The organism is Bradyrhizobium sp. ARR65 (assembly GCF_000472385.1).
Classification (GTDB): Bacteria; Pseudomonadota; Alphaproteobacteria; order Rhizobiales; family Xanthobacteraceae; genus Bradyrhizobium.
Window position 1 is genome coordinate 1 of sequence record NZ_AWZU01000040.1, and the last position, 25182, is coordinate 25182.

At 60.1% G+C, this 25182-nt stretch carries 22 protein-coding genes and 5 pseudogenes; 10 read left to right on the forward strand and 17 right to left on the reverse strand.

The features are described from left to right. Positions 1-441 precede the first annotated feature (441 nt). Together F758_RS44895 and F758_RS0131745 are read left to right on the forward strand one after the other, a co-directional pair. Positions 442-753, forward strand: coding sequence for a hypothetical protein (locus F758_RS44895; RefSeq protein WP_024511674.1), 312 nt, complete (start codon positions 442-444; stop codon positions 751-753). An 81-nt stretch (positions 754-834) separates the two neighbouring features. Next, positions 835-1047 (forward strand): hypothetical protein, encoded by a 213-nt coding sequence (locus F758_RS0131745; RefSeq protein WP_157450232.1) that lies wholly within the window; start codon positions 835-837, stop codon positions 1045-1047. A gap of 944 nt (positions 1048-1991) precedes the next feature. On the opposite strand, the gene F758_RS49965 is transcribed toward F758_RS0131745, so the two are convergent. Continuing rightward, the gene (locus F758_RS49965; RefSeq protein WP_024511677.1) at positions 1992-2174 is read right to left on the reverse strand and encodes a hypothetical protein; all 183 of its coding nucleotides are present in this window, start codon (positions 2172-2174) and stop codon (positions 1992-1994) included. A 728-nt stretch (positions 2175-2902) separates the two neighbouring features. Between F758_RS49965 and F758_RS48310 the strand changes: the two are divergent. Continuing rightward, positions 2903-3228, forward strand: a pseudogene (locus tag F758_RS48310) (DUF2130 domain-containing protein); the annotation flags it as partial. A 156-nt stretch (positions 3229-3384) separates the two neighbouring features. On the opposite strand, the gene F758_RS48315 reads toward F758_RS48310, so the two are convergent. Both F758_RS48315 and F758_RS0131775 read right to left on the reverse strand, forming a co-directional pair. After that, positions 3385-3990 carry a hypothetical protein gene (locus F758_RS48315; RefSeq protein ID WP_210200101.1) on the reverse strand — a complete coding sequence of 202 codons (606 nt, stop codon included), beginning with the start codon at positions 3988-3990 and terminating at the stop codon, positions 3385-3387. 484 nt (positions 3991-4474) lie between these two features. Further along, positions 4475-5512 carry a helix-turn-helix domain-containing protein gene (locus F758_RS0131775; RefSeq protein ID WP_198026606.1) on the reverse strand — a complete coding sequence of 346 codons (1038 nt, stop codon included), beginning with the start codon at positions 5510-5512 and terminating at the stop codon, positions 4475-4477. A gap of 505 nt (positions 5513-6017) precedes the next feature. Between F758_RS0131775 and budA the strand changes: the two genes are divergently transcribed. Together budA and F758_RS0131785 are read left to right on the forward strand one after the other, a co-directional pair. Beyond that, positions 6018-6812: an acetolactate decarboxylase gene (gene budA, locus F758_RS44900; RefSeq protein ID WP_024511681.1), complete on the forward strand. Its 795-nt coding sequence runs from the start codon at positions 6018-6020 to the stop codon at positions 6810-6812. A gap of 139 nt (positions 6813-6951) precedes the next feature. After that, a complete protein-coding gene (locus tag F758_RS0131785; RefSeq protein WP_035723755.1) occupies positions 6952-7650 on the forward strand; it encodes a hypothetical protein in 699 nt (232 codons plus the stop codon). Positions 7651-7893: 243 nt separating this feature from the next. On the opposite strand, the gene F758_RS52155 is transcribed toward F758_RS0131785, so the two are convergent. The 4 genes from F758_RS52155 to F758_RS44910 form a co-directional block, all read right to left on the reverse strand. Beyond that, entirely contained in the window at positions 7894-8034 is a 141-nt protein-coding gene (locus F758_RS52155) for a hypothetical protein (protein WP_245286640.1), read from the reverse strand. A gap of 251 nt (positions 8035-8285) precedes the next feature. Continuing rightward, entirely contained in the window at positions 8286-8630 is a 345-nt protein-coding gene (locus F758_RS0131795; RefSeq protein WP_245286641.1) for a tautomerase family protein, read from the reverse strand. Positions 8631-8760: 130 nt separating this feature from the next. After that, positions 8761-9219: a tautomerase family protein gene (locus F758_RS0131800; protein WP_024511684.1), complete on the reverse strand. Its 459-nt coding sequence runs from the start codon at positions 9217-9219 to the stop codon at positions 8761-8763. A 49-nt stretch (positions 9220-9268) separates the two neighbouring features. Continuing rightward, positions 9269-9775 (reverse strand): hypothetical protein, encoded by a 507-nt coding sequence (locus F758_RS44910; RefSeq protein ID WP_157450234.1) that lies wholly within the window; start codon positions 9773-9775, stop codon positions 9269-9271. A gap of 550 nt (positions 9776-10325) precedes the next feature. Between F758_RS44910 and F758_RS44915 the strand changes: the two genes are divergently transcribed. Then, positions 10326-10646: a MarR family winged helix-turn-helix transcriptional regulator gene (locus F758_RS44915; protein WP_502689195.1), complete on the forward strand. Its 321-nt coding sequence runs from the start codon at positions 10326-10328 to the stop codon at positions 10644-10646. A 38-nt stretch (positions 10647-10684) separates the two neighbouring features. Here the strand turns inward: F758_RS44915 and F758_RS52160 are convergent. From F758_RS52160 to fdhA, 7 genes and pseudogenes are all read right to left on the reverse strand, one after another. Then, positions 10685-10801: pseudogene (locus tag F758_RS52160) on the reverse strand (methylmalonate-semialdehyde dehydrogenase (CoA acylating)); the annotation flags it as partial. Positions 10802-11447: 646 nt separating this feature from the next. Then, positions 11448-11852: a c-type cytochrome gene (locus tag F758_RS0131820; RefSeq protein WP_198026608.1), complete on the reverse strand. Its 405-nt coding sequence runs from the start codon at positions 11850-11852 to the stop codon at positions 11448-11450. Positions 11853-11881: 29 nt separating this feature from the next. Further along, a complete protein-coding gene (locus F758_RS44920) occupies positions 11882-12475 on the reverse strand; it encodes a c-type cytochrome (protein ID WP_024511688.1) in 594 nt (197 codons plus the stop codon). Positions 12476-12483: 8 nt separating this feature from the next. Then, positions 12484-13365 carry a substrate-binding domain-containing protein gene (locus F758_RS0131830; RefSeq protein ID WP_024511689.1) on the reverse strand — a complete coding sequence of 294 codons (882 nt, stop codon included), beginning with the start codon at positions 13363-13365 and terminating at the stop codon, positions 12484-12486. Then, positions 13349-15328, reverse strand: coding sequence for a PQQ-dependent dehydrogenase, methanol/ethanol family (locus F758_RS0131835; RefSeq protein ID WP_024511690.1), 1980 nt, complete (start codon positions 15326-15328; stop codon positions 13349-13351). The genes F758_RS0131830 and F758_RS0131835 overlap by 17 nt, the downstream gene beginning before the upstream one ends. A 91-nt stretch (positions 15329-15419) precedes the next feature. Further along, entirely contained in the window at positions 15420-15821 is a 402-nt protein-coding gene (locus F758_RS0131840; protein ID WP_024511691.1) for a GlcG/HbpS family heme-binding protein, read from the reverse strand. A 17-nt stretch (positions 15822-15838) separates the two neighbouring features. Then, positions 15839-17041 carry a formaldehyde dehydrogenase, glutathione-independent gene (gene fdhA, locus F758_RS0131845; protein WP_024511692.1) on the reverse strand — a complete coding sequence of 401 codons (1203 nt, stop codon included), beginning with the start codon at positions 17039-17041 and terminating at the stop codon, positions 15839-15841. 227 nt (positions 17042-17268) lie between these two features. On the opposite strand from fdhA, the pseudogene F758_RS52165 reads away from it, so the two are divergent. The 4 genes and pseudogenes from F758_RS52165 to F758_RS0131875 all read left to right on the forward strand — a co-directional run. Then, positions 17269-17502, forward strand: a pseudogene (locus F758_RS52165) (hypothetical protein); the annotation flags it as partial. Positions 17503-17552: 50 nt separating this feature from the next. Further along, positions 17553-17983: pseudogene (locus F758_RS53455) on the forward strand (energy-coupling factor ABC transporter permease). Positions 17984-18505: 522 nt separating this feature from the next. Beyond that, positions 18506-19060 (forward strand): glutathione S-transferase N-terminal domain-containing protein, encoded by a 555-nt coding sequence (locus F758_RS0131870; protein ID WP_349543620.1) that lies wholly within the window; start codon positions 18506-18508, stop codon positions 19058-19060. 418 nt (positions 19061-19478) lie between these two features. Next, entirely contained in the window at positions 19479-20075 is a 597-nt protein-coding gene (locus F758_RS0131875) for a TetR/AcrR family transcriptional regulator (protein WP_024511696.1), read from the forward strand. A gap of 156 nt (positions 20076-20231) precedes the next feature. On the opposite strand, the gene F758_RS0131880 is transcribed toward F758_RS0131875, so the two are convergent. From F758_RS0131880 to F758_RS53460, 3 genes and pseudogenes are all read right to left on the reverse strand, one after another. After that, positions 20232-22943, reverse strand: a complete 2712-nt coding sequence (locus F758_RS0131880) for a nitrate reductase (RefSeq protein WP_024511697.1) — start codon at positions 22941-22943, stop codon at positions 20232-20234. A 19-nt stretch (positions 22944-22962) separates the two neighbouring features. Further along, positions 22963-24222, reverse strand: a complete 1260-nt coding sequence (locus F758_RS0131885; RefSeq protein ID WP_024511698.1) for an NAD(P)/FAD-dependent oxidoreductase — start codon at positions 24220-24222, stop codon at positions 22963-22965. Between the two features lie 271 nt (positions 24223-24493). Next, positions 24494-24631 (reverse strand): annotated as a pseudogene (locus tag F758_RS53460) (NAD(P)/FAD-dependent oxidoreductase); the annotation flags it as partial. Between the last annotated feature and the right edge of the window lie 551 nt (positions 24632-25182).

The following is a 25182-nucleotide window of genomic DNA, read 5'->3' on the forward strand; positions in this document are numbered from 1 at the left end:
TTCGCGCCGCCTACATGCCGGATGTCGCTCGGGCAGTCTCAGGCATCCCCCGAGCTGATCCCGGAGGAAGGGTCACCCCCCGGTTCTGACATCGCCTAATCCGCTTTCGACACTTCTGCAGCGGTTCGCTTGCGCTCGCCTCTCTCGACCGTGCCTGCCGGAATCTCGTCCCGGCGTTTCCGCAACGCTCACCACCACGGCTTTTGACCGCAGCAGCTTGCGGTGGCTTGAGATCAGCACCTGATTGCCGAACCCGAAGGGCCCTCCTTCATCTCTCGTACAGTTCCGCATCGCCGGTACTCATGGCGATGCTCGTGACACACGACCCACCCCGGAAGTAACGCTTATGTCCCTTTCCGGTGTGCAGGGGATATTGCGTGCGAAGGCCAAGCTGGTGTGCGCCCTATTGCGTGCGGTGGGCGAAGCAGATACGGCCGGAGCATGAAGTTCCTTGTCGATCGCCCCTTCGCCGATCCCGACGCCGCCGCGCGCAAGCTCCTCGAAATCGCCAACAGCGTTGAGGCCGTCCAGGACGGCCGGATTCATATCGAAGATCAACTGGCCGTTCTTAACGGTCCCTGCGATCAGGGGCGCACACCGTCCGAATACAAGGCCGGCCTTGAGTTTGCCGCCGCCAAGGGCTGGCTCTGGATGCACGAGAGCGGCACCTACGTGAGGTTCACGGAGCTGGCGCGGCGCTGTTTGCGTGATCTCGCAGTAACGCTCCGGCTTTACGCTGCGCCTATAAGGTAAGGCAAAAACCAGACTCGCATTCCTATGCCGCGATACGTACTTGCGTTCGGCTGGTGGCTCTATAGCCAAGGAAACAATGCGATGACAAGTAAAATCACCCTCGCCGCGTCGGCCATGCTCGTTGCTCTTTCGAGTGCGGCCGTTGCAAGCACTCCAAACGTCGCGCCCCGCCATCGCGCGGCGCATGCCTTCAGCCAAGCCTTCGATCTCGCCGCACCAACGTCGGCGGCCAAGCCAAACGAGTATCGTTATCACGGCGGGCCGAAGTCGAACGACACGACCGAAATCCGATAGTCGGAACGTGATTTGGCCTTCTGGCAGGAGAGCTACGGAGTGAGGCCGCGCCGATGACGACCGAGCTGATCATAGGCCCAATAATGCTCCTCCTCGGCGTGGTGATCGTGGCTATACTTGCGCATCTTCGCCGCTCGACCATTTAACCGCGGGCGGACTTCTTTGCTGCTGTGCAGGAGTCCGTTGTTGGCCCAACTGCGAAGCGGCGCCACGTCTGCTTTAGCGCCGCTGTCGGGCCAAAGCGGACCTTGAGCATGCCCTGCTCAATAGGCTCGATTTTATGAGTACACGCTCTAGTTGAGAGCCGGCTACCTCCTGAACCGGCAGGCATGTGTCGCCAGCCGTGGCGGTTGCGCTTCCTCAGTCGACGCCGGCGCTTCATGCAGGCTCGCCCTACTCGGCCTGCTGCTTCGTAATAGCCGTTGAGCTTCCTGAAGCACGATCTGCTGCTGGTCCGGTAACAGCTGGTGTGAATCGGCGTGGGGTCCCGACGCCGATTGGCGCGATAAGCCAGTGATATCATTGATCCGAACGGGGTCATTCCATCCGCGCCGATTCACACGGAGCACCGTTTCGATCTGCGGCCGCCCTCCCAATGAGCGTGACTTCCAACGCCAGTAGCAGCGAATGCCGGCCCGATGCCACCGCACAAGCGTCTCGGGTCGGATGATTTTGAGACCCTGCAGGGTTGATAGATGCCAGCGATACAGCTGAATGAAGAACCAGCGCTCATGGTTCGCGAGCCGAACGCGACCATGCAGGCTGCGCCTCAAGACAATTAACTGATGACGAAGCACTGCGTTCTCAGCTTCAAGCCGCAACTTCGACTTGAATGGCGAGGTGACGACGGCCAGCTCTAAACAGAGCAGCCCGACCATTCTGCGAGCTTAGGGAATCTCGACGCGGGTCAAGCCGACCTCGCAGCCGCTGCGCCAGCCGGTCGATCATTTCGCCGGAGGACGCAGCGGGCCGTCCACCCACTTGCGGGCTCCCGGGTCGTTCAGCGGGTCCTCGTCGCAATTGGTGCAGAGATAGCGCTGCCGTCCCTCGGCAGCGGCGTCGGGCCTCGCGACCATCGACTTGCCGCACGCTGGACACGCCTTCCGCACCGGAAAGAGGGTCGTCATCGAATTTCCCCTAGCCAGTCAGCCTAATTCCGCACGCCAACGCTTTCATGGCCGGTGACCTCGATCTGCACCGGAACCACGACGTGTAGTCCTTTCAGCCAGCAGGGCCGCTTGCTTTATAGCGTCAGCGGTGCCGTCGATAGCGATGATACCCATGATGGTCCATAGACGCGTAGCCGTTCCGCCAATCATTACCACAGTAGCCGCCGTTGGTGTACGGATTACCCGCTCCCAGATTTTGCCAATTTGCGTTGGGGTAGTGTTGCGCGCAATAGCCGGGGTTCGAGGTAACGGCTTGCGCCGTCGCGGGGGTTACGAACGCTGCCGCAATAGCAGCGCCGGTGCCAAGCAATGCGAATTTCATGTTCGTCAACTATTGCGCAAGGAGAACATGGGATCGCGCGTCAGCTTTGCCACTGGCTTTTTGGCTGGCTCCTTCAACCGTGATAATGCTGTCCTGGAGCTTGACATCACAGCGAGATGTCATACTGAGGAAGCTTGTGACAGGCGTCAAAATCACGCCTATTCAATAGCTCGCTCTCCGGCTGCAAACTGAGATCGTCGATGTTGCTAAATCGCGTCGCGCGTAAACGCGTCTCTGAGCTTTGACCTTATCAGGGGTCGCGGCGAGTTGAGCCGCGGATGGCGGTGAAATCGATGGAGATTTCGCCAAGAACACGTTCTACAAAGCCGCGGCGTACGGAGATATCAGGTCATGGCCGCGAACCATTCAGATCAAAGCCCGGCAGGAAGCTGATGAAGCCGCCCGGCTGCGTGGTGCCGAAAAAGACCAAACGATTGAGTCGATGGGCCGCACGATAGAGGAATTGAAGCGCAAGGCTGAGCAAGGGTCCCAGCAGCCACAGGGCAAGTGCTTGAGCTCGAGCTCGAAGTGTTGTTGCGTGGACGCTTTCCGACCGACCTGGTCGGACCTGTCGGCAAATGCGAACTGGGCGCCGATGTTGTTCGGCAAGTCAATGGTTCGATCGGCCAGACCGCCGGCATGATCCTTTGGGAGTCCAAACGCACAAAAACGTGGCGCGATGGCTGGTTGGCGAGTTGCCTGCGAGCCGTCGAGGGTTCAAGTCAGTGGACCGCTACATCCTTAACCCCAACTGAAGAGCCTCTATTCCCGCTCCAATGTACAGAGGAACAGCGCTGATAGCAGCGGATCAATCGGACCTTACAACGCCCTTCGGTCGATTTCAGCTCATCCGTTCACCGCCCATGCCGCACTCGCTTCCCAGACCTCCATGTGTGCTAGAATAGATTGTTGATAGCAGCCGCAAAATCCGCTCGATATCGAGACCCTTATGACAACTGGTCCCGGTTGAATTGAGCGTTCGCCTCTTTGCTCTGGAATCAGCCTGCCGTCGGCATCGACCATTGGAACCATGACCCCTTGTTCGTAGCGGGTCTTCTCACTCGCACCTGGTTGAATTTCGCGAACGTAGTCGTCTGCGGCGATCACGAGATCAGCCTCGTTGTTGATGCGCCCTCCAATGCGGTCAACGCGGCCGGAGTTGCCCTTTCCCAAGGGATTCGCAGAGCTCGCGAAGGCTATCTTGTCATGCTGATGCCACAGCTCGCGGGCGATGATCTCGGAAGGCACGCCAAATTTAATGACAAAGCAGCTTGTACCGCCAGCTTGAATTTCATCATTGAGTTCGGCCAAATCATGCAGTTGACCAATGGAGCTGCAGAGAACGACACCTGGTTTGTTGAGCGCTCGTTGCTTTGCTGCGAATTTTCGCTGCAGTCCTGTGAAATCCGAGACCATAATGATGTATCCGACCTTGGTCTGGGTTACGATCATTCTTCCCTTTCCTTTCAGAAGATCCACGGCATCCTGATGTTTGGCCCCATTCCATTCGACGCGTCTGGCTGACATGAGTGGCACCATATCGTTAGCAAGGGTATTCGACTGAAATGATGATCGAACTGATGGGCCGTGCTTTGCGCCGGTTGCTACGGTTTTGCGTTTTGTGGTCTTCGACGACTTCATTCGTCTTGGCAGAAGGATAGTGCGTTGCAGTGAAAGTCATGGGCTCGTGGAAGGCGAACACCGCCGCTTGGGGCCGGTTCAGGATGCGTCAAGCTTCAAGGGCGACTCGAAGCTGCTCGTTGTCCTTTCCGGCGCGGAACCCTTGGTCGCTTGGCTCATCTCTCGGTCTCCTGATCTTGCCTTCATCATCAGTTGATGTGGCCGGTCGAGATTGGCCGTCATGAGCCCATGACGCACTTTCACCAGTACTAGCGCGCACTATTTTGCCGCCTGCGCGTTGACAACGGCCCAGGCGCTAGACGTTGTGAGCGGATGGCGAATGCTCAGCAGCGCGGGAGCGCACGATCCGGTTGCCAATGGCGTCGCTTCCTTCCAGGTGGGCGCCCGGTCCATGGCCAAACCGACCTCGGAATCTTCTTGCGAAATGGGCATAGTCGCGAAAGCCGCAGGCGTACGCGATTTCGGTGAGATGCTGACCTGTGCCGAGCGACGCACGCCGTTCCAGAAGGCGCGCTGCGCGATCCAAACGAATGGAATAGATCAGTTCGCTGCACGTACAGCCCCGCGCCGTTAAGAGCTTCTGCACGTAGCGTAGCGAAATCCCCGTTTCGGTCGCCACCTCTGCAGGGCCGAAGTCCGGATCGGCACAACGATTCTTTATCACGTTGCGGATGCGGGCGAACAGCCTGTCCGCGTGGCGAGAGACAGGCCCCAGATCAGACGGCGCAAATAGGGCACCAAGTAGATCGTAGACGGCTAGTCGCATGTGGGGGCCAGCTGGCGCAGCTGTGAACTCATCGTCTCCGATGCCGTCGAGAACGAGCTGACAGAGGACGCGCGCTGCGAGCGTTCCACCGCGTCCGTACAAGCAAGCTTGCGGCTCAAATCCGAAGTGGGAGATGAGCGGCTGGCGCGGCAGATAAATAGACAGCCATTGCGAACCGCTCTCAGATAACCGCGTCGAGGGCCGCGCCCCATCCAGGAGCCCGATATCTCCCGCAGCGAGCTGCACGGTGTGCTCGCTCTGCGTCACTGCTGACCTGCCAGTGACCTGAAATGATGCACAGTACCAATCCGTGTCAGCGAGGCGAACATCGCGACGCGTCCGCTCGAACCGGTAAGCGTTGCCGGCAGGATCCGCGGCCGCAGGCCCGCACTGAACCTTGAAGGTGGCTGCTGCGACCCCGTAAACGCTTATTCGGCGCATCCAACCGGCAAAAGCATTGCGGTCGATCACTTTGTGGTCGCCTCCGCACGATGAACGGAGCAAAGCCGCCCACTCCTCGAGATTCAATTGCGGAGTGCCGACGAAGTCGCAGCTTTGTTTCACCATCGCCTCCACATTTGCAGGCATACCGGATACGCGCGCTATTCATCTTGGAGTTGGGCATCGCCATGCGCGAGTTCCAGTAAAGAAGACGTGTGCTGGACTTGATCTTACGATCCCACGTCGACGAGCAATCGAGTAGTACAATGGCACCCGTCTGAATTTGTTCGGCGGGACAGTGCGGCACCATCCTCCCGGCGGGTCTCGGTCTGGCCGGCAACAAGCCATCACGCGCGCGTTGCTGCCGCCGATCAGGTGAGCGGCTCCTGCTCTGGAGGACTGGTCCCGCCGGAAACGGAACAGTGCGCGCTCGTACCCGGTCAAAGTGCGCCTTGGGCTCACCACATCCGACCTCTGTCGACCTAGTTTCATTCTCGACATCCGTCGCGGCCGGCTGCTCGACGGTGTTGCGGCGGACTAGCAGGACCCTGTTTCGGTTCGGTAGTTCGGAACCACTGAGAGACGTATCGGATGCATGTTTGCACAAACGAAGACGATAGGAGCAGACAGTATGATGGACAGGGTCACGTCAATAAAACTGAGCATTCCGATGATCCTTTCGCGCACGCTGACACTCCTCGTGCTCACCGCCGGTGCGCTGCCCGCGCGTGCTGGAGAAGCATACCAGGTCGGCACCATCTCCAGCCTGCTCGCCGGCGGCTATGACGGCGACACGACCGTCGATGAGATGCTGCGCCATGGCGACTTTGGATTGGGTACCTTCAACGGAGTGGACGGCGAGATGATGGTGCTCGATGGTCGGGTCTACCGCGGGACGACCGACGGTCGCGCCCATTTGGTGGCGCGGTCGGAGCGGACCCCATTTGCCGTCGTGGTTGATTTTCACCCGCAAGTATCGATGCCGATTACCGCCGGACAATCGCTGGAGCAACTGCAAGCTGAACTTAATGCACTGCCTTACAGCGCTTCGCGGGTCCTTGCGGCTCGCATCGATGGTCGATTCCAATCTATTCAGATACGCAGCGAGCCCAAGCAAATACCACCCTATCGTCCGCTGGCAGAGGTGATTAAGGAAACGCAGGTCGTTAATACACTCACCGAGGTGGACGGTACCCTGATCGGCTTCCGTTTCCCGGCGGCGACAAGCTCGGTCAACGTGGCCGGCTGGCATTTCCATTTTCTGGCCTCCGGCAAAGCCCGGGGCGGTCACGTCTTGACGCTCACCGCCGGGGCGGGCCGGGCCCTGATCCAGGAAATTTCCGACCTGCGCATCCATCTTCCAGCGCAGGCTCCTGCTTTGAGCGCGAGCGCGGAAGCGGTCAAAGCGGTGGAGCAGCCGCGCTGAATGTTGCCCCGGCCCAACGCGACCAGTGCGCCGACGACCGCAGCTCTGACCAAGTCGTGCCCGTCTCAAATCACCTACGGAACCGACTATCCCTATTTCGTAGATTTCTTTTGCGCCCGACCCAACCCTAGAGCTAAAGATGAGGCCTGCCCTGCGAAGAACCCTTCTAATCTGCTTGGTCCTGCTTTGGCCGATCGGTCCAGGGAGTGCAGATGACGGCGTCAGGAAACAGGCGATTCCCTGGCCGGACAGTTTCGTCACCCGTCTTGAAGCGTTCGCTCTGCTGCAGACCTTGAACGCGGACCTGCTGAGTCATGATAGCGCGACCCTCACTCTCGAACGATGGTGCGACACCCATCATATCGCGTCGCCTGCGCGCATCATCGCCGAGCGGGTGAAGGGCGCTGACAAGCAGCCGACGGCGGATCAACTGCAACTGCTGGGCGTGAGTACTTCCGATGCTGTCCGCTATCGCCGGGTGCGGCTGCGATGCGGAGCTTACGTCCTCTCGGAGGCAGATAACTGGTATGTACCGGCTCGACTGACCGATGACATGAACCGGCTGCTCGACACGACCGAAACCTCTTTCGGCCGGGCGGTCCAGGCTTTGAAGTTCAGGCGCCGAACCCTGTCGGCAAAACTGCTCTGGCTGCCTCTTCCCGAGGGATGGGAAACTGGTGCACCGATCTCAGACAGAAACCCGACAATGCTGCGAATTCCCGAAGCGGTGCTCGAACATCGTGCCGTCTTGACGCTGCCGGATGGCACACCGTTCAGTGAGGTGGTCGAGACTTATACGGGCGATATCCTGGCATTCCCACCACCGCCAGGACCTTAGGTTTGCTCTCGAATTGAGATCGCGCCAAAGGAAGATCTTTGTGCGTCATCGACACATGTGAAAAAGGAACAGCCCTTACTCTTTAGCTTCGAAGTCGCGGAATGAGGCGTTTGGCATTGCCGCCCCCAATGGACTCCAATTCGGCCGCGGACAGACCAGCCTTTTCCAAGTCCTTGAACTGGCTCAGGCCAAAATAGAAATAGTCGGTACCATAGGTGATATGAGAAGCGGGTACGAGCCTGATCAGAGCCGCCTCGTCGGCGTGCTGGTGGCGTTGGCCGTATCGTAATTGAGCCGCCGCAGTTCGCCGATGATCCCCTCGGGGGCGAACTCCCTCAAATTCTCGCGCTTCCCATAGAACGCGTCAATGCGGCCGGCCATCATCGGGATTGTTCCGCCAGCGTGTGAGAACAGCCACACCGGATGTCGCGCCAGTGTGCAAAACCGCCCGAAAGCAGGAGGCTAGTGACGCATCGCGTCATGTCGTGCGGAACCTCAATGACCGCAGGAAACGTGCCGACGCTGAGCGTGCCGCAACAGCCGGCAACGAGGGGATGAACGTACACAACGGCGCCGCGCCGATTGAGCTCATCGGACCCCGGCCTTGTATTTGTGGGTGTGATTGACAATCGATGCTACGGGGCGTGTCGGTTCAGCGTGTCGGGCTGGCCTGCCTGCCAGTCGTCGCTGAGGCCGCCGTACATCGTGTGGTACATCTCGTCGCCCGCGTGCTGGGTGAATTCGACGTTGATCGTGGTTTCGTTGAGTCCGCAGATCTCGATGCATGCCTCCACCAGTTGGCGCGCAAGCTCCGCACGAGTTTCCTTCGGGCGACCTTGTCGGATGTCGCACATCAATAGCGCCGCCGGCCTTGGCTCGTCCGACCCGCATCGCCATAGACCGCCTTCCCCGAGCTCGCGGATGGCGATGCTTATCCGATTGACGTTCGCACTCATCACGCCGGCGTAGATTTCACCCAAGCGCTTGGCGAGGCGCCGCTTCTGGTCGATCGAATGCGAAAACGGTGTATCCAACTGGAGGTATGGCATTTGAAAAAACCTTGATGCTTCGTTTCAGATAGGCTGAGGAGCCCGACTGCCGGTCGATTGTTTAGAGGCGAAAAGTCTCCTTCTTCGCCCCGAGCCCTTTCAAATAAGACTGCAGAGACGCAGGCAGACTTTCAAACCACTCTTGTTCTTTGCCGGGCGGCGGCAAGACGTGCCCATACTCGACCATGTCCGTGGGCTCCAGATTGCACAGGTAGACCCAGATCGATTCTTCTCGAACTTTGGCGATAGCGCTGACGTCTTTCATGATGCTGAGCATGAGCCGTCCACGCACTTCTTGTGGTCGACCGGCGCGAATATCTCCGCGAATCCAGATATGGTGGTCGGCCGGGTCACCGCCCAGGTAGCGTCTGGCCGACCAGCTTTCCTCGATGACGACTTGAACGAAGAAAGACGGAGCACCTGTCGCTTCACCATGGCGATGGCTGATCGCAGCAGCGATCTGGTTCTTCTGGTCGTCGCTCAGGAATTTTGGCGGGACGGCACACACGTAGGTGGGCATGGATATCTCCTACCAGGCGGATCGCGATACATGGACGCTTCGCCGCGAGTCACGGCGCACCCATCAAATGGACATGAGCCCAGGGTGTGCCCGCGTACATGATGCAGGCTCCCGTCGCTTTGTGCACGGTAGGCAATCCCGAGGTCTTCGGATCGAAAGGCCACAGGATCATCCAATGTGGCCCGATCTTGATCGGCGGGTCTGTCTTGTCGAACGGGTCGGAGTCGCTTCGCTGGGTGGCGCCCGCGAGCATGTATTCGATCCCCGGTACCTTCGTGGTCGGGCCTGGCTTGCCCTCGTCCCGGTCTCTATTCCATTGCACAGCGACGCTGTCTTCGTACATCGGCGGTATGCCAACGCCGTCGAGATTACCCGGTACGCAGGTCCAATCGTTAGAGCCTTTGCGCAGGACAGTCATGGCGCCATGCGGCCCCATCTCGGCAACGGTGGCGTCTTGGGTGATATCGGGCGGCCCTGCCGAAAGGGCCCGTGCGATCTTGGCCTCAACCGTATCAGCGGATTGGCCGGTGGACGCTGGATCCGCCATGACGGGCAAGTGGAGCGCCGAAAGAGCAATTGAGCCGAGCGCGCCACCTCTAACGATGCGAGAAACGGACCGGGAAACCATCATATCTCTCCTTGGTGAGGGCTAACGCTAAGCAACTTGGCGTCCTCCTCGATGAGGGTCATACGGCCCGCCGCTCCGGCTTGGCTGAATACCGGGTACGTAGACCACACCGAGGTACTGCCGCCGGTGATCATGGGCCCCCACTTCGGGTCCGTATCTACGCCCACGAGCCGCACCTAGCGCCAGTCCGCCTGCGCCCTTGCCTTGCTTCGGCATCAAATTGCTTGTATATGCAACTAAATGAACGAGGCGCGGCCTCAAGCGACCTTGGTATAGCCAATTTAGTTGCGTGTACACGCAATTAAATTGAGGGTCAAGCATGCCTCAGTGCGGTGCGTCAGACGTACCGGAGGAAAATTGAATGAAGCAGATGTACACGGATTGCTACTGTACCCAGTTGAGGAGAGCATCGAGCAATTTCACGAAGGTCTACGACGAAGCGTTGCGGCCGCAAGGGCTACGCATCACGCAGTTTTCGATGCTGCGGGGCTTGGCCAGGCTGGGCGAAGCAACTTTGACGGCGTTGGCTGACGAACTCGCGCTCGACCGAACGACCATGTCCCGAAGTGTCAAGCTTCTGATCGATGCCGGATGGGTCGATTTTTCCGCGGGAGAGGAGGACGCCCGGGAGAAGATCCTCAAGCTCAGCGAACGCGGCAAAAAGAAGCTTCAAGATGCGACGCCGGCCTGGTCGAAGGCTCAGGCAAAGGTCGAGAAGCACATGCGGGGTCAAGTCAAGTCTACGACCAACAGGAGCCTCATCGAGGCGCTTGAAGCATTGCGCATTATAGCTGAGTGACGCGTCGGCGCGCATCAAGCGCGCGCCGACTTGGCTCATCATGACAAGGGCGGCATGACGAACTCGTTGCCTTTCGTGATGCTCGTAGGCCACCGGGTCGTCACCGTCTTGAGCCTCGAATAGAACCGAACGCCTTCCGGGCCGTGCATGTGGTGGAAATGTTATATACTCGCGGAGAAGCTTGATCTTGCCATTCTCTACGACAAGATAGCTCACATAATCTTGAGCGTATATCCGCTCTGTGCCGCCCATGAAAGCATCCGAGTGATATCGCCATTCCAGGAGAACAGATGTGCACCGAGTCGGGCTCATCACCGCAACTGCGGCGTCACCGAATTGGCGCGCAAAGTCCTTGGCGGTCTGGGTACCATCGGTCGCCGCCTTCAGCCGATAATAGGCTGAGACGAGCCGGAGTGTCTTCGCCTGAGCGTCCCGAACATCTTGGTGAGGCCAGCGCTTTGGCGTCGGCGAATGTGGTGGCCACGCATAGCGCCGCGACAACTTTGTGGAAAGAAGGATGGATTTGCTCATGGCGATCTCCTTTGAAGGATGCTGAAGTAATGCGCTCCAATGCGTCTTTCGGGCGAAATGCCGCTTTCGCAACCGGCTCACGCGGCCTTGATCCAAATCGCCGATGCGAGAACCTATTTCTGTAAGGTTGAGGTAGTGAGAGCCGAATAGATGAGCGTAGAAGAGCGCGAGCAGCGTTGGGGCTTCGCCGTGGATGCGCGGCGCGGCCCAAGGCGGGTTGTCGATGCTCATTCTGGCAGCGCATCGTCGTTTCAAAGGTGATGCCTCTACTCACGGTTTTAGTGTCTCAAGATACGCAATGACGTTTTGCCGCTCCTCGGGATTAGCAACGCTGATGGGCATCTTCGTGCCGCGAACGTCCGCCATGGGGTTTGCAAGGAACTTGTCGAGGGTCTGCTCGTCCCATGTGATATCAGCGGCTTTGAGCGCCGGCGAGAAGCTATAATTCGGCACCGCGCCGCTCTTGCTGCCGACAATCCCGGCGAGCGATGGGCCGACCATGTTGACGCCGGGCTGTGCTGAGTGGCAGACGCCGCATGTGGTGGTGAAAATCTCTTTTCCGGCCGCGGCATCGCCGGCGGCAAGAGCGGGAGAAGCAGCCAGCGGCAGTACTGCAATAGCGCCGAGCATGAGTGCCGCTCGCATGCTCATGGGGATCAGTTTTCGGTTTCGCATGAGTCTTACCTTTCTCGTTGCCTGCAAAATCAGTGCATTGATGGCTTGCGCCCGTCGCCAAAGGGTTCGGTATGCGCCCATGGCGTCGTTGTCGTCAGCAGCTCCGCGGGGACCTGCTGGATGGTCGGCGACTGTGGCGACCGCGAAGTCGTTTGGCCCCATTGGGTTTCCGGTGCGCTGCTGATGCTCCTGATGTAGGCCACGAGGTCCCAGGTCACGTTGGCGGGCAGCATTTTCGCCCACGCCGGCATGCCGTTCGGGCGGCCCTGTTGAATGCTGAGATAGATGTTCGCTGGCTCGCGGCCGTAGATGAATGTGCGCTCGCTTAGCGCCGGGCCCATGCCGCCTCCTCCGTTCGGCGCGTGGCAGCCGACGCAGTTCATGCTCACAAAGGCCTGCATGCCACGCTGGATCGCGGCGGGATCGTCAGCTTCGGGGTCCTTGATTGGCGGAGGGAAACGTACGCCGCCTGGAAAGGTCGGGCCTACCGGCACTTGCAACAGCTGCTCGGGGCTGGGGAACGATGCCGCCTCCTCCGCGACGCCTTGCCTTGATGTGGCGATCGTCCCAAGGCTCAGCGCGAGGATGGCAACTGTCGCATGACGCAGAGACGGATCGAGCATATTGCCTCCTACCTGTTATCGGTTTCGGGAGCACGCGCGGTCGTCTGGACCATTGGCACGCCGTAGCTTGCCAGGAGCGCACGAATCTCGGGTTGGTTGCGGGCGATTATGTCGTCAAGGCGGGCCTTGAGCGCGTGATTGCCCTTGCGCACGCCCATGGCGATGTCGAACTGGAAGCGCAAAGGCTCGAAGTCCTCCGTATCGGCGATCGGCACGACAGTCAGCGGCACTGCCGACGTTTTCGCCGCATAGCCGGCGAGAGGACCCCAGGCCGCGGCGATGTCGATATCACCCTTCTCGACGGCTTCGATCAGCCGCGCAGGCGGATCGGGCTCGCGATAATCGCCGTAGATCATGTATCCGACGACGTTCTGCACGATGTTCTGCTGTCCGAGCGCCTGAGCCGGCGGCGTATTCGTGCCGTCGCTGCCGATGAGGTGAACGCCGATCTTGAGGTGCTCCAGCCGAGGGTCCTTGATCGACACGAGATCGAGCTTGCGGTCCGCGCGCGAGACGAAAACGTAGCTCGCGCGATAATATGGGCGCGTCGTTTCGACGAGCTCGTAGTCGACCGGCACACCCATAACCACATCGCATTGTCCCGCGTTGAGCGTGTTGCGAATGAACCCGCGCCGCTGCGCCCACCAGGTGTACGTCACGTGCTTGCCGAGCTCGGCCGCGACGAGCTGCGCGAGCCGGTTTTCAAATCCAGCGCCGGAAGCATTCGAGAACGGCAGGTTGTTCGGATCTGAGCACACCTTCAAGTCATCGTTCTCCGCGGCAAGGAGCGAAGGAGGTGCAGACAGGGTCAGGGCGATCACCAGCGCGACGGCGGCCGATCCGAGATGGCGCGAGCGCACGTCTCGGCGAAGGCTATTGAGCGTGCGCATTGCCCGTCTCCAGCTGTGCGCCGTTGGCGTGCGACGGATTGCCTTGTGGGGCACCTGACCCCGCGAGCTTGAATACGAGCAGCTCGCTGCCGCCGCTCGTATATTGAGGCAGGTCCTGCGTCGCACCGACGAAGCCGAGTGCCGCGTTGCGGACCCGCGGGTCAATTTTGGCGGCTGCAACCGCGGCCGGCCATCCACCGGCGCCCGACAATATGGCGACGTACTGTGCCCCGTCGGCGCCCTTGTAGGTGACGGGCTGGCCGACAAAGCCGGAACCAGCACGGAATTGCCAGAGCAGCGCGCCACTCCGCGCGTCAACTGCCTTGAACCAGCGATCGAGCGTGCCGTAGAAGGCGACATCGCCGGCCGTCACAAGCGTACCGGTCCATACAGGGAAGTTTTCGCGTATCGCCCAGACTTTCTTGTGCTCGGTGACATCCCAGGCCATGAATTCACCCCGGTTACCGCCTGGACCAGCGTACATGTCGACCTCGGCGCCCACGAATGGCGTACCGGCGATATAGCCGACCTGCGCCGTCTTGAAATTCATGCACAGATGCTGGTGCGGGACGTAGAGCAGCTTGGTTCGCGGGGACCACGCTGTCGGCTGCCAGTCCTTCGCGCCAGGCGCTGCCGGACACACGTCTTCGATGTTCTTGCCGAGAACGGGGGCTTTTTCCTCGTTTTCGATTGGCCGGCCTGTTTTGAGATCGACACCGGTCGTCGCCGTGATGTGATCGTAGGGGTCGGCAGATAGGATTTCGCCCGTTGCCCTGTCGATGACGTACATGTAACCGTTGCGCGCGGGGTGGACCAGAACCTTGCGCAGCTGGCCCTTGATCTCGAGATCGAGCAGGACGTTCTCGTTGATCTCGTCGTGATCGAACAGATCGTGAGGATTGAGCGGAAGCGCCCAGCGTGCCGCTCCGGTATCGACGTCCCGGGCGAATATCGTCGTGGTCCAGAGATTGTCACCTGGCCGCTGGTTCGAGTTCCAGGGCCCTGGATTGCCACTTCCGTAATAGATGAGGTTGAGCGCAGGGTCGTAGGAGATCCACCCCCACATCGTGCCACCGCCGGTCTTCCAGGCGCCTGGCGGCCAGCTCTTGACGCCAAGATCCTTGCCCTTGAGCCAATCGTAAAATGGCTTGAAATCGCTGCCGATCAGAACGTCGGAGTCGGGCCCGGCCGAGTACGCGCGCCAGGCGATGTGTCCTGTGTTTTCGTCGAGTGCCGTCAGCCAGCCGCGCACGCCCACCTCGCCGCCGCTGTTGCCGATGAGAACCTTCCCCTTGACCACCAACGGCGCCATGGTGATGGTCTGACCCTCATTGAGGTCGCCGAGCTTCGTGTGCCAGAGCTCCTTGCCTGTGTTGGCGTCGATCGCGACGCTGTAGTTGTCGAGGGTGTTGAGAAAAATCTTTCCCTGGTCATAGGCGAGGCCGCGTGTGACGACGTCGCAGCATGCGACCCCCTGCGCTGCGCCATCCGGTTTCGGTGCGTACGACCACTTCAGGTCCCCGGTGGTCGCGTCGAGAGCAAAGACCTGATTGGGATGGGGACCGGCATAGGGAGCGACAACGTACATCGTGTTGTTGACGATCAACGGCGCCGCTTCCTGGCCGCGGTCGGCGCCGACCGAGAATGTCCATGCCAAATGGAGTTGCGCGGCATTTCCCGCGTTGATCTGATCCAGGCTGCTGAAGCGCGTGTTGGCGTAGTCGTGAGGCGCCATCACCCATTGGTTCGGATCGCGGCTCAAGATATCGAGATTCGTCGGGCTCGCATTGGGAGCAGCGGGGCTCTGGGCGAATGCCGGCGCGCTCAGGGCTATGAGACCGCTCAGAACAAGTATGCTACTGCGGACATGATTGCTCAGGACGTTGCTTGCTATCGTAATCAGAGTGCCCTCACCTTCATCCGATCCGTTCGACGGCGGCTTGATTTTAGCAATTCGATACATTTTCATTTCCTCAAAATAGGCTGTACTTTGCTGCGCACGCGACGATGGCTGAGACGATCATCGACCGCGTGCGTCAGCAATGCGAAGTGGGTTATGTTTCGAAAGCCGCAGCGCCGGCGTCGGCGACAGCCTGGTCCTGAGTGCCGCTGCCTCCGCTGACACCAATGGCGCCGATGACCGATCCGCCACGCTTCAACGGGACACCGCCGGCGAAGATCATGATGCGCCCGTGGTTCGAGGCATGAATGCCGAAGAACTGCTGTCCGGGTTGGCTGTTCTTGGCGAGCTCGGCCGTGGGGAGATCGAATGCGCGCGCCGTGAATGCCTTGTTGATCGAGATATCGATACTGCCGAGCCACGCGCCGTCCATTCGGACATGGCTCACCAGATTTCCGCCGGCGTCAGCCACGGCGATGTTCATGGGTTGCCCGATCTCCTTCGCTTTGGCTTCCGCCGCTGCAATGATCTGCCGGGCTTCTTTCAGAGTGATCATGACATGCTCCGTTTTTTTTAGGCCGCCTTGGACAGCTGTCCATGCGGATCGATGACGAACTTGCTCGCGACACCGGCGTCGAAGGATTTGTATCCATCGGGTGCCTGGTCGAGCTTGATCACTTTGACATTGACGATCTTGGCGATCGGCAGCCTGTCCCAAAGGATCGCCTGCATCAGCTGCCGGTTGTATTTCAAGACCGGCGTCTGTCCGGTGTGGAGGGAATGGGACTTTGCCCAGCCCAAGCCCAGGCGCAGGCTAAGACTGCCATGTTTGGCCGCCTCGTCCTTCGCGCCCGGATCGTCGGTGACATAGAGACCGGGAATGCCGATCGCGCCGGCTGGCCGGGTGATCTCCATCAGGCCGTTCAACACGACTGCCGGCGCATCAACGATCTTGCCGTCTGCTCCTTCGGATTTGGCTTCGAAGCCGACGCAGTCGATGGCGCAATCGACTTCCGGCTTGCCCAGAACCTCGGCAACCAAGTCGCCCAGGCGGTCGTGCTTGGTGAGGTCGATCGGCTCGAAATCAACGCTCTTGGCGTGGGCGAGCCGTTCCTTGTTCATGTCCCCGATCAGGACGGCCGCGGCGCCGAGAATGCGCGCCGCCGCTGCGGCCGCTAACCCCACCGGTCCCGCGCCGGCGACGTAGACCGTCGATCCGACGCCGACCTTGGCGGTTACAGCTCCATGAAATCCGGTCGGCAAGATATCAGACAGGCAAGTCAGGTCGCGGATTTTTTCCATCGCCTGCGCCTTGTCCGGAAACTTCAGCAGGTTAAAATCAGCATAGGGCACCATGACGTACTCGGCTTGCCCACCGATCCATCCACCGAGGTCGACATAGCCGTAGGCGCCTCCAGCACGCTCGGAGTTGACGTGAAGGCAGACGTCGGTGTGGCCCTCTCGACAGGTTCTGCAGCGGCCGCACGCGACGTTGAAAGGAACCGAGACGAGATCGCCTATCTCGAGATACTCGACGTCACGACCCTTCTCGATCACCTCGCCGGTGATCTCGTGCCCCAGCACCATGCCGGCCGGGGCCGTGGTGCGGCCCCGCACCATATGCTGGTCGGACCCGCAAATGTTGGTCGACACGACCTTGAGAATCACGCCGTGATGGATTTCGTTGCCAGCAGGATTGCGGAAGACTGGAAAGTCGATTTTCTGGACCTCTACTCTGCCGGGCTTTACGTAAACGACGCCGCGATTGGAAGACATTTGTGACTCCTTGCTCGTCTGCGATTCTGTCGGCTCTGACCGTGCTTGAGCGCGTTGTGAAACGGCACCATGAAGGCATCCGGCAGGCGCGGCCGGCGGCGCTAACTTAATCGTCGAGCGGCGCAGCGCTTCGACGATGTCGAGAATAATGAAGCTAGATCGATCGGAGTCGGATGTGATGAGCCCAAAGCGCACTTTCACAGGGTACGGGCGCGCACTGTTCCGTTGACATCGCCTTCGGCCGAGCAGTGCAAGCGCTTGATTTCCGGCGCCGCACGCTATCGGCGAAGCTGCTCTGGTCGCCTCTGCCGCAGGCCTGGGAAATGGGCGTCCCGCTGCCCGAGCGGACAGGGGCGACGCCCACAATCCGCCCAGCGGTGCTGGAGCATCGCGCTGTGCTTTCCCTGCCCGACGGCACGCCATTCAGCGAGGTGGTCGAGACCTATACTCGCGAGGTGTAAGCTCGCATCCGACCGGCACCGGCCTGGGCGCGGTACTGTTCGGGCCCGGCGTGATGGCCATTCTGGGTGCGATCGTGCTGCTGTTCCGGGCCTTGCTCCTCGCCCACGGCGGCCTCACGACCATCGGGGCCAATATTTTTTCGATGGCGATCGTGGGACCATGGGTGACTTGTGGCACGTACCGTTTGTACCACGGCATGGGGCTTATGGCGTTTGGCGTGTATCTGGGCGCGACACTGGGGATTGGGCGACCTACCTGACGACCTCGGTCGAGCTGGCTCTCACTTATCCCGACGCTATCAGCGGCTATGCGGGTGCTTTCCTCAAATTCGCCGGCATCTTCGCGATCACCCAGGTGCCTCTGGCGATTGCAGAAGGATTCCTGACCGTAGTTGGACGATGCTGCGCCGGAACGGTCGTGCCGCCGGCGCAAGCCACGCGGAGGTTTGCGAACGAGGGAATGAAATCAGCGATAGGCTGATCGAGGTTCAAGGCGCCGCTCTCTAGGTGGCATTGCGGCTACCGAGACGATGGGCTTCGTCATCGAGTAAATCCGCCAGATGGCGCCTGGCCGGAGCGGATCACCAGCTACGACATCGCGAAAGCCGACCGACCGCTCGAACAAGTGCCGTCGTGATGGCCGACAATAATGGTCGCGCCCGGAATGGACCGAGCAGACACATCTATTTCCAAGCGGTGCGCGATAGCCTCCAGCCGTAAGGGAGCTAGGCGCAATGGGCTTGATTGGAGTCTCGTCGTCATGACCGGCTACCATTTGGAAACGTCACAACGATTGTTTCTCTTGAAAGCGAACCATTCCTTCAGCAGACCGCCAATGAAAGCGCATTCTATACTTATCTGAGTATCTAGCCCGACAGCGTCAATTTCGATCGCATCTTTCACGTGATCCGTCGTGCCCGGCGGCTGGACACTGCAGAGGTTACGCTTGTAGGCCATTTCTCCAGCGCCGAAATCAAATGGTAACGCGAAAGCACGGATCCTCGTGCTGGACACCCCATCGAGAAAGGAGTCTCTCATGATCCTCTACTACGCTCCCGGAGGCTGTAGCCTGGCTGATCACATTGCGCTGATCGAGACGGGGCTTCCATACAAGCTCGTTAGAGTCGATCCGAACAAGCCGACCGAGGATGGGCGCGACTTCACGACGATCAGTCCAAAGGGTTACCTGCCCGCGCTGGAACTCGACGACGGGACTATCCTTACCGAAAATCTCGCAATCCTTGCCTATATCGCCTATCAAGCAGGCGCGCTCCTCCCCGAGGACGGTATCGACCGTTGGCGCGCGCTTGAAGCCACCTCGTTCATGACCACTGAATTTCATGGCAACTTCAGGCCGATTTTGGTTGGCGATCGAATCACGATCGCAGACCCGTATCTCGTCGTGATGCTGATGTGGGCTGGCAAGAATGAAATCGAAGTGCCGGAGCGGCTCACCGGCTATCTCGCGCAGATGAAGAAGATGCCTTCGGTCGCCAGAGCGCTCGCAGATGAAGGGCTGAGCCTGACTCCTCGGCAGTGGTTCACCGATCAAAAGTAAAATGCTGCTTCACTTTCGGCTGGTCGTGCAGCCAAGCCTTAGCAGCGGCGGATGTTTCGCCGTCTTCATCGCGTCATCGCTCGAGCATCGGCTGTATAGCCTCGGAGTAGGTTGAAATGCCCGGCACGCAACCAACGATACCGACACTCGCTGATGGAGATGCAAATTCGTTCCGAGTCAAAACAGCACGATAATTCCGGTGCACAAAGACCGCACTCGATACTCCTTTTGCGCATCGGTCACCGGCACATCACACAATTGCGTAAGCGGGCAAGTCAAAACTGACTTCTTTGTCACTTGAGTTTTGCTTGGAATAGCTGCGACGATACAGCAGTTTATAAAAGCGCTCCGAAGCAATCCTACTGCTTGAATGTAGCTTCAAGATCGAAAATCTCGCTTGTCGCCGGAGAGAGGTTCGATGTCGTATCCTGCCGAGCACCGCTACCTAACTAAACAGAAAATTGTTCGGAGCGCGCGGCGTCTCTTCAACCGCCGCGGGTTCGATACTGTATCAATCGATGACGTTATGGCTGATGCCGGGCTGACCCGGGGAGGTTTCTATAGTTACTTTGAGAGCAAGGGTGATCTTTACGCCGAAGCGGTCACCCAAATCTTAAATGAAAAGCAGCTTTTAAGCAGCGACGGCGTCAGCATCGATCCGCGTGCTGTTGATTGCGCGGCTCAGTTCGTCCGCGACTATCTTTCTCGCGAGCAGTTCGAGGATATCGACGGAACCTGCCCCCTGATCGCTTTTCCGACCGACTTTTTGCGCGAGGAGCATCGTCTTCGGCAAGCATATGAAACGGTACTTAGGGTCATGATCGATGTTTTTGAGCAGGCGTTGCAGCGCAATGGACATGGGGCCCGATCCCGGGCTCGCGCGATCGCGACGTTATGCGTTGGCGGTATGGTGTTGGCGCGTTCGGTCGAGGATCGCGTGCTCGCCGACGAAATACGCGAAGCCGCAATGGGCATCGCGCTGTCGCTCGGACAGTGGTCTCGCGGAGCGTCTTAGTGAGTGGCGACAGAGCGCGCGGCCTGGTGACCGCACCCATTGCATTCACGCCGGAGCGAAATCCGAAAGGTCTCCGCGCCGTTGGCGTCAGATAAGCCGGCGACTGTTCCTCCCGCGCAAACACGGGCAGACGCCAGGACTGCAAGCTTGACGCTATCAGCCTAGCTGGCGGTTTCGCGAGCCGACCGCGGACGCGGTCCGCTTGATAATTCCCTGCAATTCCGGAACGCAAGAGCCGCAATTGGTGCCGGCGCGAAGCATTCGCCCGATATCGGCAACGTTTGCGGCACCCCCTTCAGCCACAGCGCGGCGGATGGCTTCAAGTCCGACACTGTAACAGGCGCAGATGATCGGCCCGGTTTTGACCACGCCCTCAGCGCTCTGGCCGGAAAGAAGAAGACGCCTGTCGCCCTCAGCCAAATTTCCCGAATTGAACAACCCTCGCACGACCTCCCATCGCGGCGGATTTTGTGATGGCCCGGAGAAAATGCAGGCCTCGATCCTGCCGGCGCGCAACGCGGCGATGCGCACGATGCCGCGCGGCAGATCGATATATTCCGCACGCTCCGGATCGCCGCATATCAGCTTTTCGGCCAGACCATGCCATCGGGCAGGTAATTCGTTGGTCGCGAACAGAAGTCCGTAACCTCCGGGAACGGCGACGCGCGCGAACCACGTTCCGTCGGGGAGCGTGATCAAGTCGCGCGTGAGCGCAAAGCCGCGATAGGCAAACTCAAGAGGTTCGATGCGCGCAGGCGTGGCCTTGAGCTCAGGCTGTCCGGAAAGCGGATCGTTTTCCGCCATCGCCAGCGCGCCGACACACGCATCGGCCGCCGTCGAATAGCTCCAATGAATTGGTGCAAAAATCGATTCGCGTTGCTGACCCGAACGAACGCAAACCCGAAAAACGGCGCTGCCATGGGGCGTCGTGACCTTGGCGAAACCGCCATCGGTCATGCCCGTCCTACTCGCATCATCGGGGTGGATATCGACCATCGGTTCGGGTGAATGCGCGCCCAGCCGCGGACTCTTTCCGCTGCGCGTCATCGTGTGCCACTGATCGCGCAGACGCCCGGTATTGAGGCGCAGCGGAAAAGCGTCGCTCGTCGCCGCACGCAGCCTCGGATGTTCCGGTGCAATGAAGCGGCCACGCCGATCGCTCGTGAAAAACGCTCCGGCGCTGAAGAAGCGCGCTTCGCCCGATTCGAATCCGGCTTTCGCGGGCCACATCACCGCGTCGAGCCGGTCATACTCATCGTCGGGGAGTGCCGCAAGACCACCCAAGTCGAAACCGCGCCGGCCATCATTCTCGAACGCCGACAGCGCCGCATGCTCGCGAAAAACATCGGCCGGCTTGCGGTAGGCAAACGCGCTCTCGAAGCCGAGGCGCTGGGCCACTTCACCGATGATCCACCAATCAGGCTGTGCCTCGCCTGGTCGCGGCAGGAACGCTCGCTGGCGCGAAATACGCCGCTCGGAATTGGTAACGGTGCCGTCTTTCTCGCCCCAGGCGGCCGCAGGCAAGAGCACATGCGCGCCCGCCTCGATGGTGTCGTTGTGGAGCGTGGTGTCGGACACGATGAACAATTCGAGCTTTTTCAACGCTCCGCGAACGGCGCCCGCGCGCGGCAGCGACACGGCCGGATTTGTCGCCATGACCCAGAGCGCCTTGATGGTTCCGCGTTCGATCGCTTCGAACATGTCGACGGCCTTGAGGCCTTGGCTCGCCGCCATCCGCGGCGCGTGCCAGAAGCGCCTGACGCGGTCAGTTTCGCTGGGCGAAAAGCCCATATGGGCGGCGAGTTGATTGGCAAGCCCCCCGACTTCGCGGCCGCCCATGGCGTTGGGCTGGCCGGTCAGCGAGAACGGTCCCATGCCCGGCCGGCCGATGCGTCCCGTGGCGAGGTGAACATTGATGATCGCATTCACCTTGTCGGTGCCTTGCGCGGATTGATTGACCCCTTGAGAGTAGCAGGTGACGACGCGCTCGGTTCGCGCAAACAGCTCAAAGAAGCGGACAACCTCGCCGAGTTCGAGCTCGCTCGCACCGGCGGTAGCCGCCGCGTCGCCGGCGATCTCGCGCGCGCGCGCAAGTGCATCGGCGAAGCCGCTCGTATGTTCTGCGATATAGTTGTTGTTGAGGGCGCGCGTATCGGCGAGGTAGGCAAGCAGCCCGCAAAAAAGCGCGGTATCCATTCCGGATGCGATCGGCAGTAACAGATCCGCCGCATCCGCCGTTGCGGTGCGTCGCGGATCGATAACGACCAATTTGGTGCCGCGTTCTTTTTTTGCGGCAATCATCCGTTGATAGAGTACCGGATGACACCATGCTGCATTGGAGCCCACGAGCACGATTAGATCGGCCTCGTCTAGATCCCGGTAAATGCCGGGCACCACGTCGGCGCCGAAGGCGCGGCGATGTCCGGCAACGGAAGAGGCCATGCACAGCCGCGAATTGGTGTCGACGTTGGACGAGCCGAGAAAGCCTTTCATCAGCTTATTGGCGACATAGTAATCTTCAGTGAGCAACTGACCTGAAAGATAGAACGCAATCGCGTTCGGCCCGTCTCGATCGACGATCGTGCGCAGTCCGTTTGCGACCTTTGCCAGTGCGGTGTCCCAATCCGTACGTGCAAGAGAACCGTCTGCTTGACGAAACATGGGGTGAAGCAAGCGTTGGTCGAGCGAAAGCGTTTCGCCGAGTGCCGAGCCTTTCGAGCACAGCCGCCCGAAATTGGCCGGATGCGCGGGATCGCCGGAAATAGTCGTATCGCCTTGCCGGTCCACGGCTGCGAGAATGCCGCAGCCGACGCCGCAATACGGACAGGTGGTGCGCACGGCAGGAGGATGTCGCGATAAAGTGTTCATGACCAGCTCACAGCGCTCGTCAACCTGCCGCCATTTCTCGTTCAACTGAGCTGTCTCGTCGCGCGGCCGCCGCTTGCCGCTCGGCCAATGCTCGTCCGAAAATGAGATCCTCGCGGACGGAATCGATCGCGGCGCCGGAACGAATGAGATCGAGATACCAAAATGAGTCAGCCGTATCGCCGTAGAGCACTGCGCCGACGATGCGGCCGCCGGCAATCACCAGCTTTCGGTAGGTGCCAAGCCCCTGATCGCTGAACACCACCGACTCGGTACCGGGCGCGCCGAGAAAATCCCCGGCAGAGAACACATGAACGCCGGAGACCTTGAGATTGGCGGCGTTCACGCTGCCGAGATAACGTGCATCGCGGCCGGCGAGGCGCTCGGCCAACACGCGCGCCTGCTCGTTGGCGGGCTCCACTAGGCCGTAGCAGACGCCGCGGTGCTCGGCGCATTCACCGATTGCGAAAACATCGGATATGCTGGTGACGAGATGATCGTCGACGACGATGCCGCGATTGACCGCGATACCGGCGTGAGCGGCGACTTCGGCGTTCGGCTTGATGCCGACCGCAACAACGACCGTGTCGGCCGCGAGCACGCGGCCGTCCTCGAGCTCTACACCCTCGACGTGACCATTGCCGACGAATCTCGCCGTCGCGACGTCCAGCAGCACCCGGATGCCTTTGGCCTCGACTGCACGCCTGAGCAGCAACGCGGCGCGTGCGTCGAGCTGGCGCTCCATCAAGCGATCCATGAGATGAACCAGTGTCACCGATGCGCCGGCTTTGGCGAGACCGTAAGCCGCCTCAATGCCTAGGAGTCCGCCGCCGATCACGACAATGGGCGCGCTCCGGCGGGCGGCCCGCGAGATCGACACGACGTCGCTCATGTCGCGGAATGTGAGCACGCCAGGCAGATAGGCACCGGCGATGCCCAAGCAGATTGGCCGCGAGCCGGTGGCGAATACGAGCTTGGCGAACGGCAACGCTTTGCCGTCGGACAGCGTCACGGTGCGTGCGGCAATATCCGTCGCCCTCACGCTGACGCCACAGCACAAGGTGATACCCCGATCTCTCCACCAAGCCGCCGGCTTCAGTAAAGTGTCGCTCGCAAGCACTTCGCCGGCCAGCACCGACGAAAGCAGCACGCGATTATAGGCAAGCCGCGGCTCTTCACCGATCACCGCAATGGCATAACGGCCGAGCGCACGCTGGGAGAGCTCTTCGCACAAGCAGGCAGCCGCCATCCCGTTGCCGACGATAACGAGCGGTTCGCTCATCGTAATCCTGAACCCCGCTCCCGCGTCCAGATGGTCTTGCGTAACATTGTCGGCGCTCCTTTCGGGACGCGACGGCGTCCATTCGACTGACAAAAAGTTCACGATCGTTCGCCTGGATTGCGAAGATGAGATCCATGCAGCACCGCTGTGGAGTTGTGATGCACGAAGAATATGTTCAAGAACATATTTTGACTGACGGCATTGTCGCGCCAGTTGGAGGCGCCTCGCCGACTCATTCATGGCCGCTTGCGGCCATCTCGCTCGGCGTTGTCAGCACCGACGAAAGCAGCACACGATTATAGCATCGGCAAGCCGCGGCTCTTCACAGATCACCGCGTCGGCATAGCGGCCGAGCGCACGCTGGGCGATCTCTTCGCACAAGCAGGCAGCCGCCACTGTTGCCAACGATGACGAGCGGACACCGTCATCGTAATCCTGAACCCTGCTCCAGCGTCCACAGCAGCGCCGCGCCAACGGCGTGTAATCGGCCGCTTTCACGCCATAGTCGACGTGTCGCTTGACAAGAGTGCTCGCCGCCGGCAACTCGGCTTCGAGATTGCCGAGACTGTTGACCAAAGCGCCCGGCGTCGCCATCAGCTTGCAGCGTTGTTCAGTCATATCGCTGCGTAACAAAGGTTTGACCGCCGGCGCAATCTCGAACAGCCGTCCATTGAACAAGGCGGTGGCTTGCGATGCCGGTGCAATCAACTTAACGCGCAATCATCGGCAGCGCGGATCACGGATGGCGGAGCGCACCGCAAATGTGTGGCGTATGACGCGACAACGCCGAGCGAAATGGCTGTAAACGGCCATGAATGAGTCGGCGAGGTGCCTCAAACTGGCGCGACAACACCGCGATTCAAAATATGTTCTTGAACATATCCTTCGTCCGTCACAACTCCACAGCGGCGGCGAAGCATGGATCTGATTTTCGCAATCCAGGTGAACGATTGTGAATCG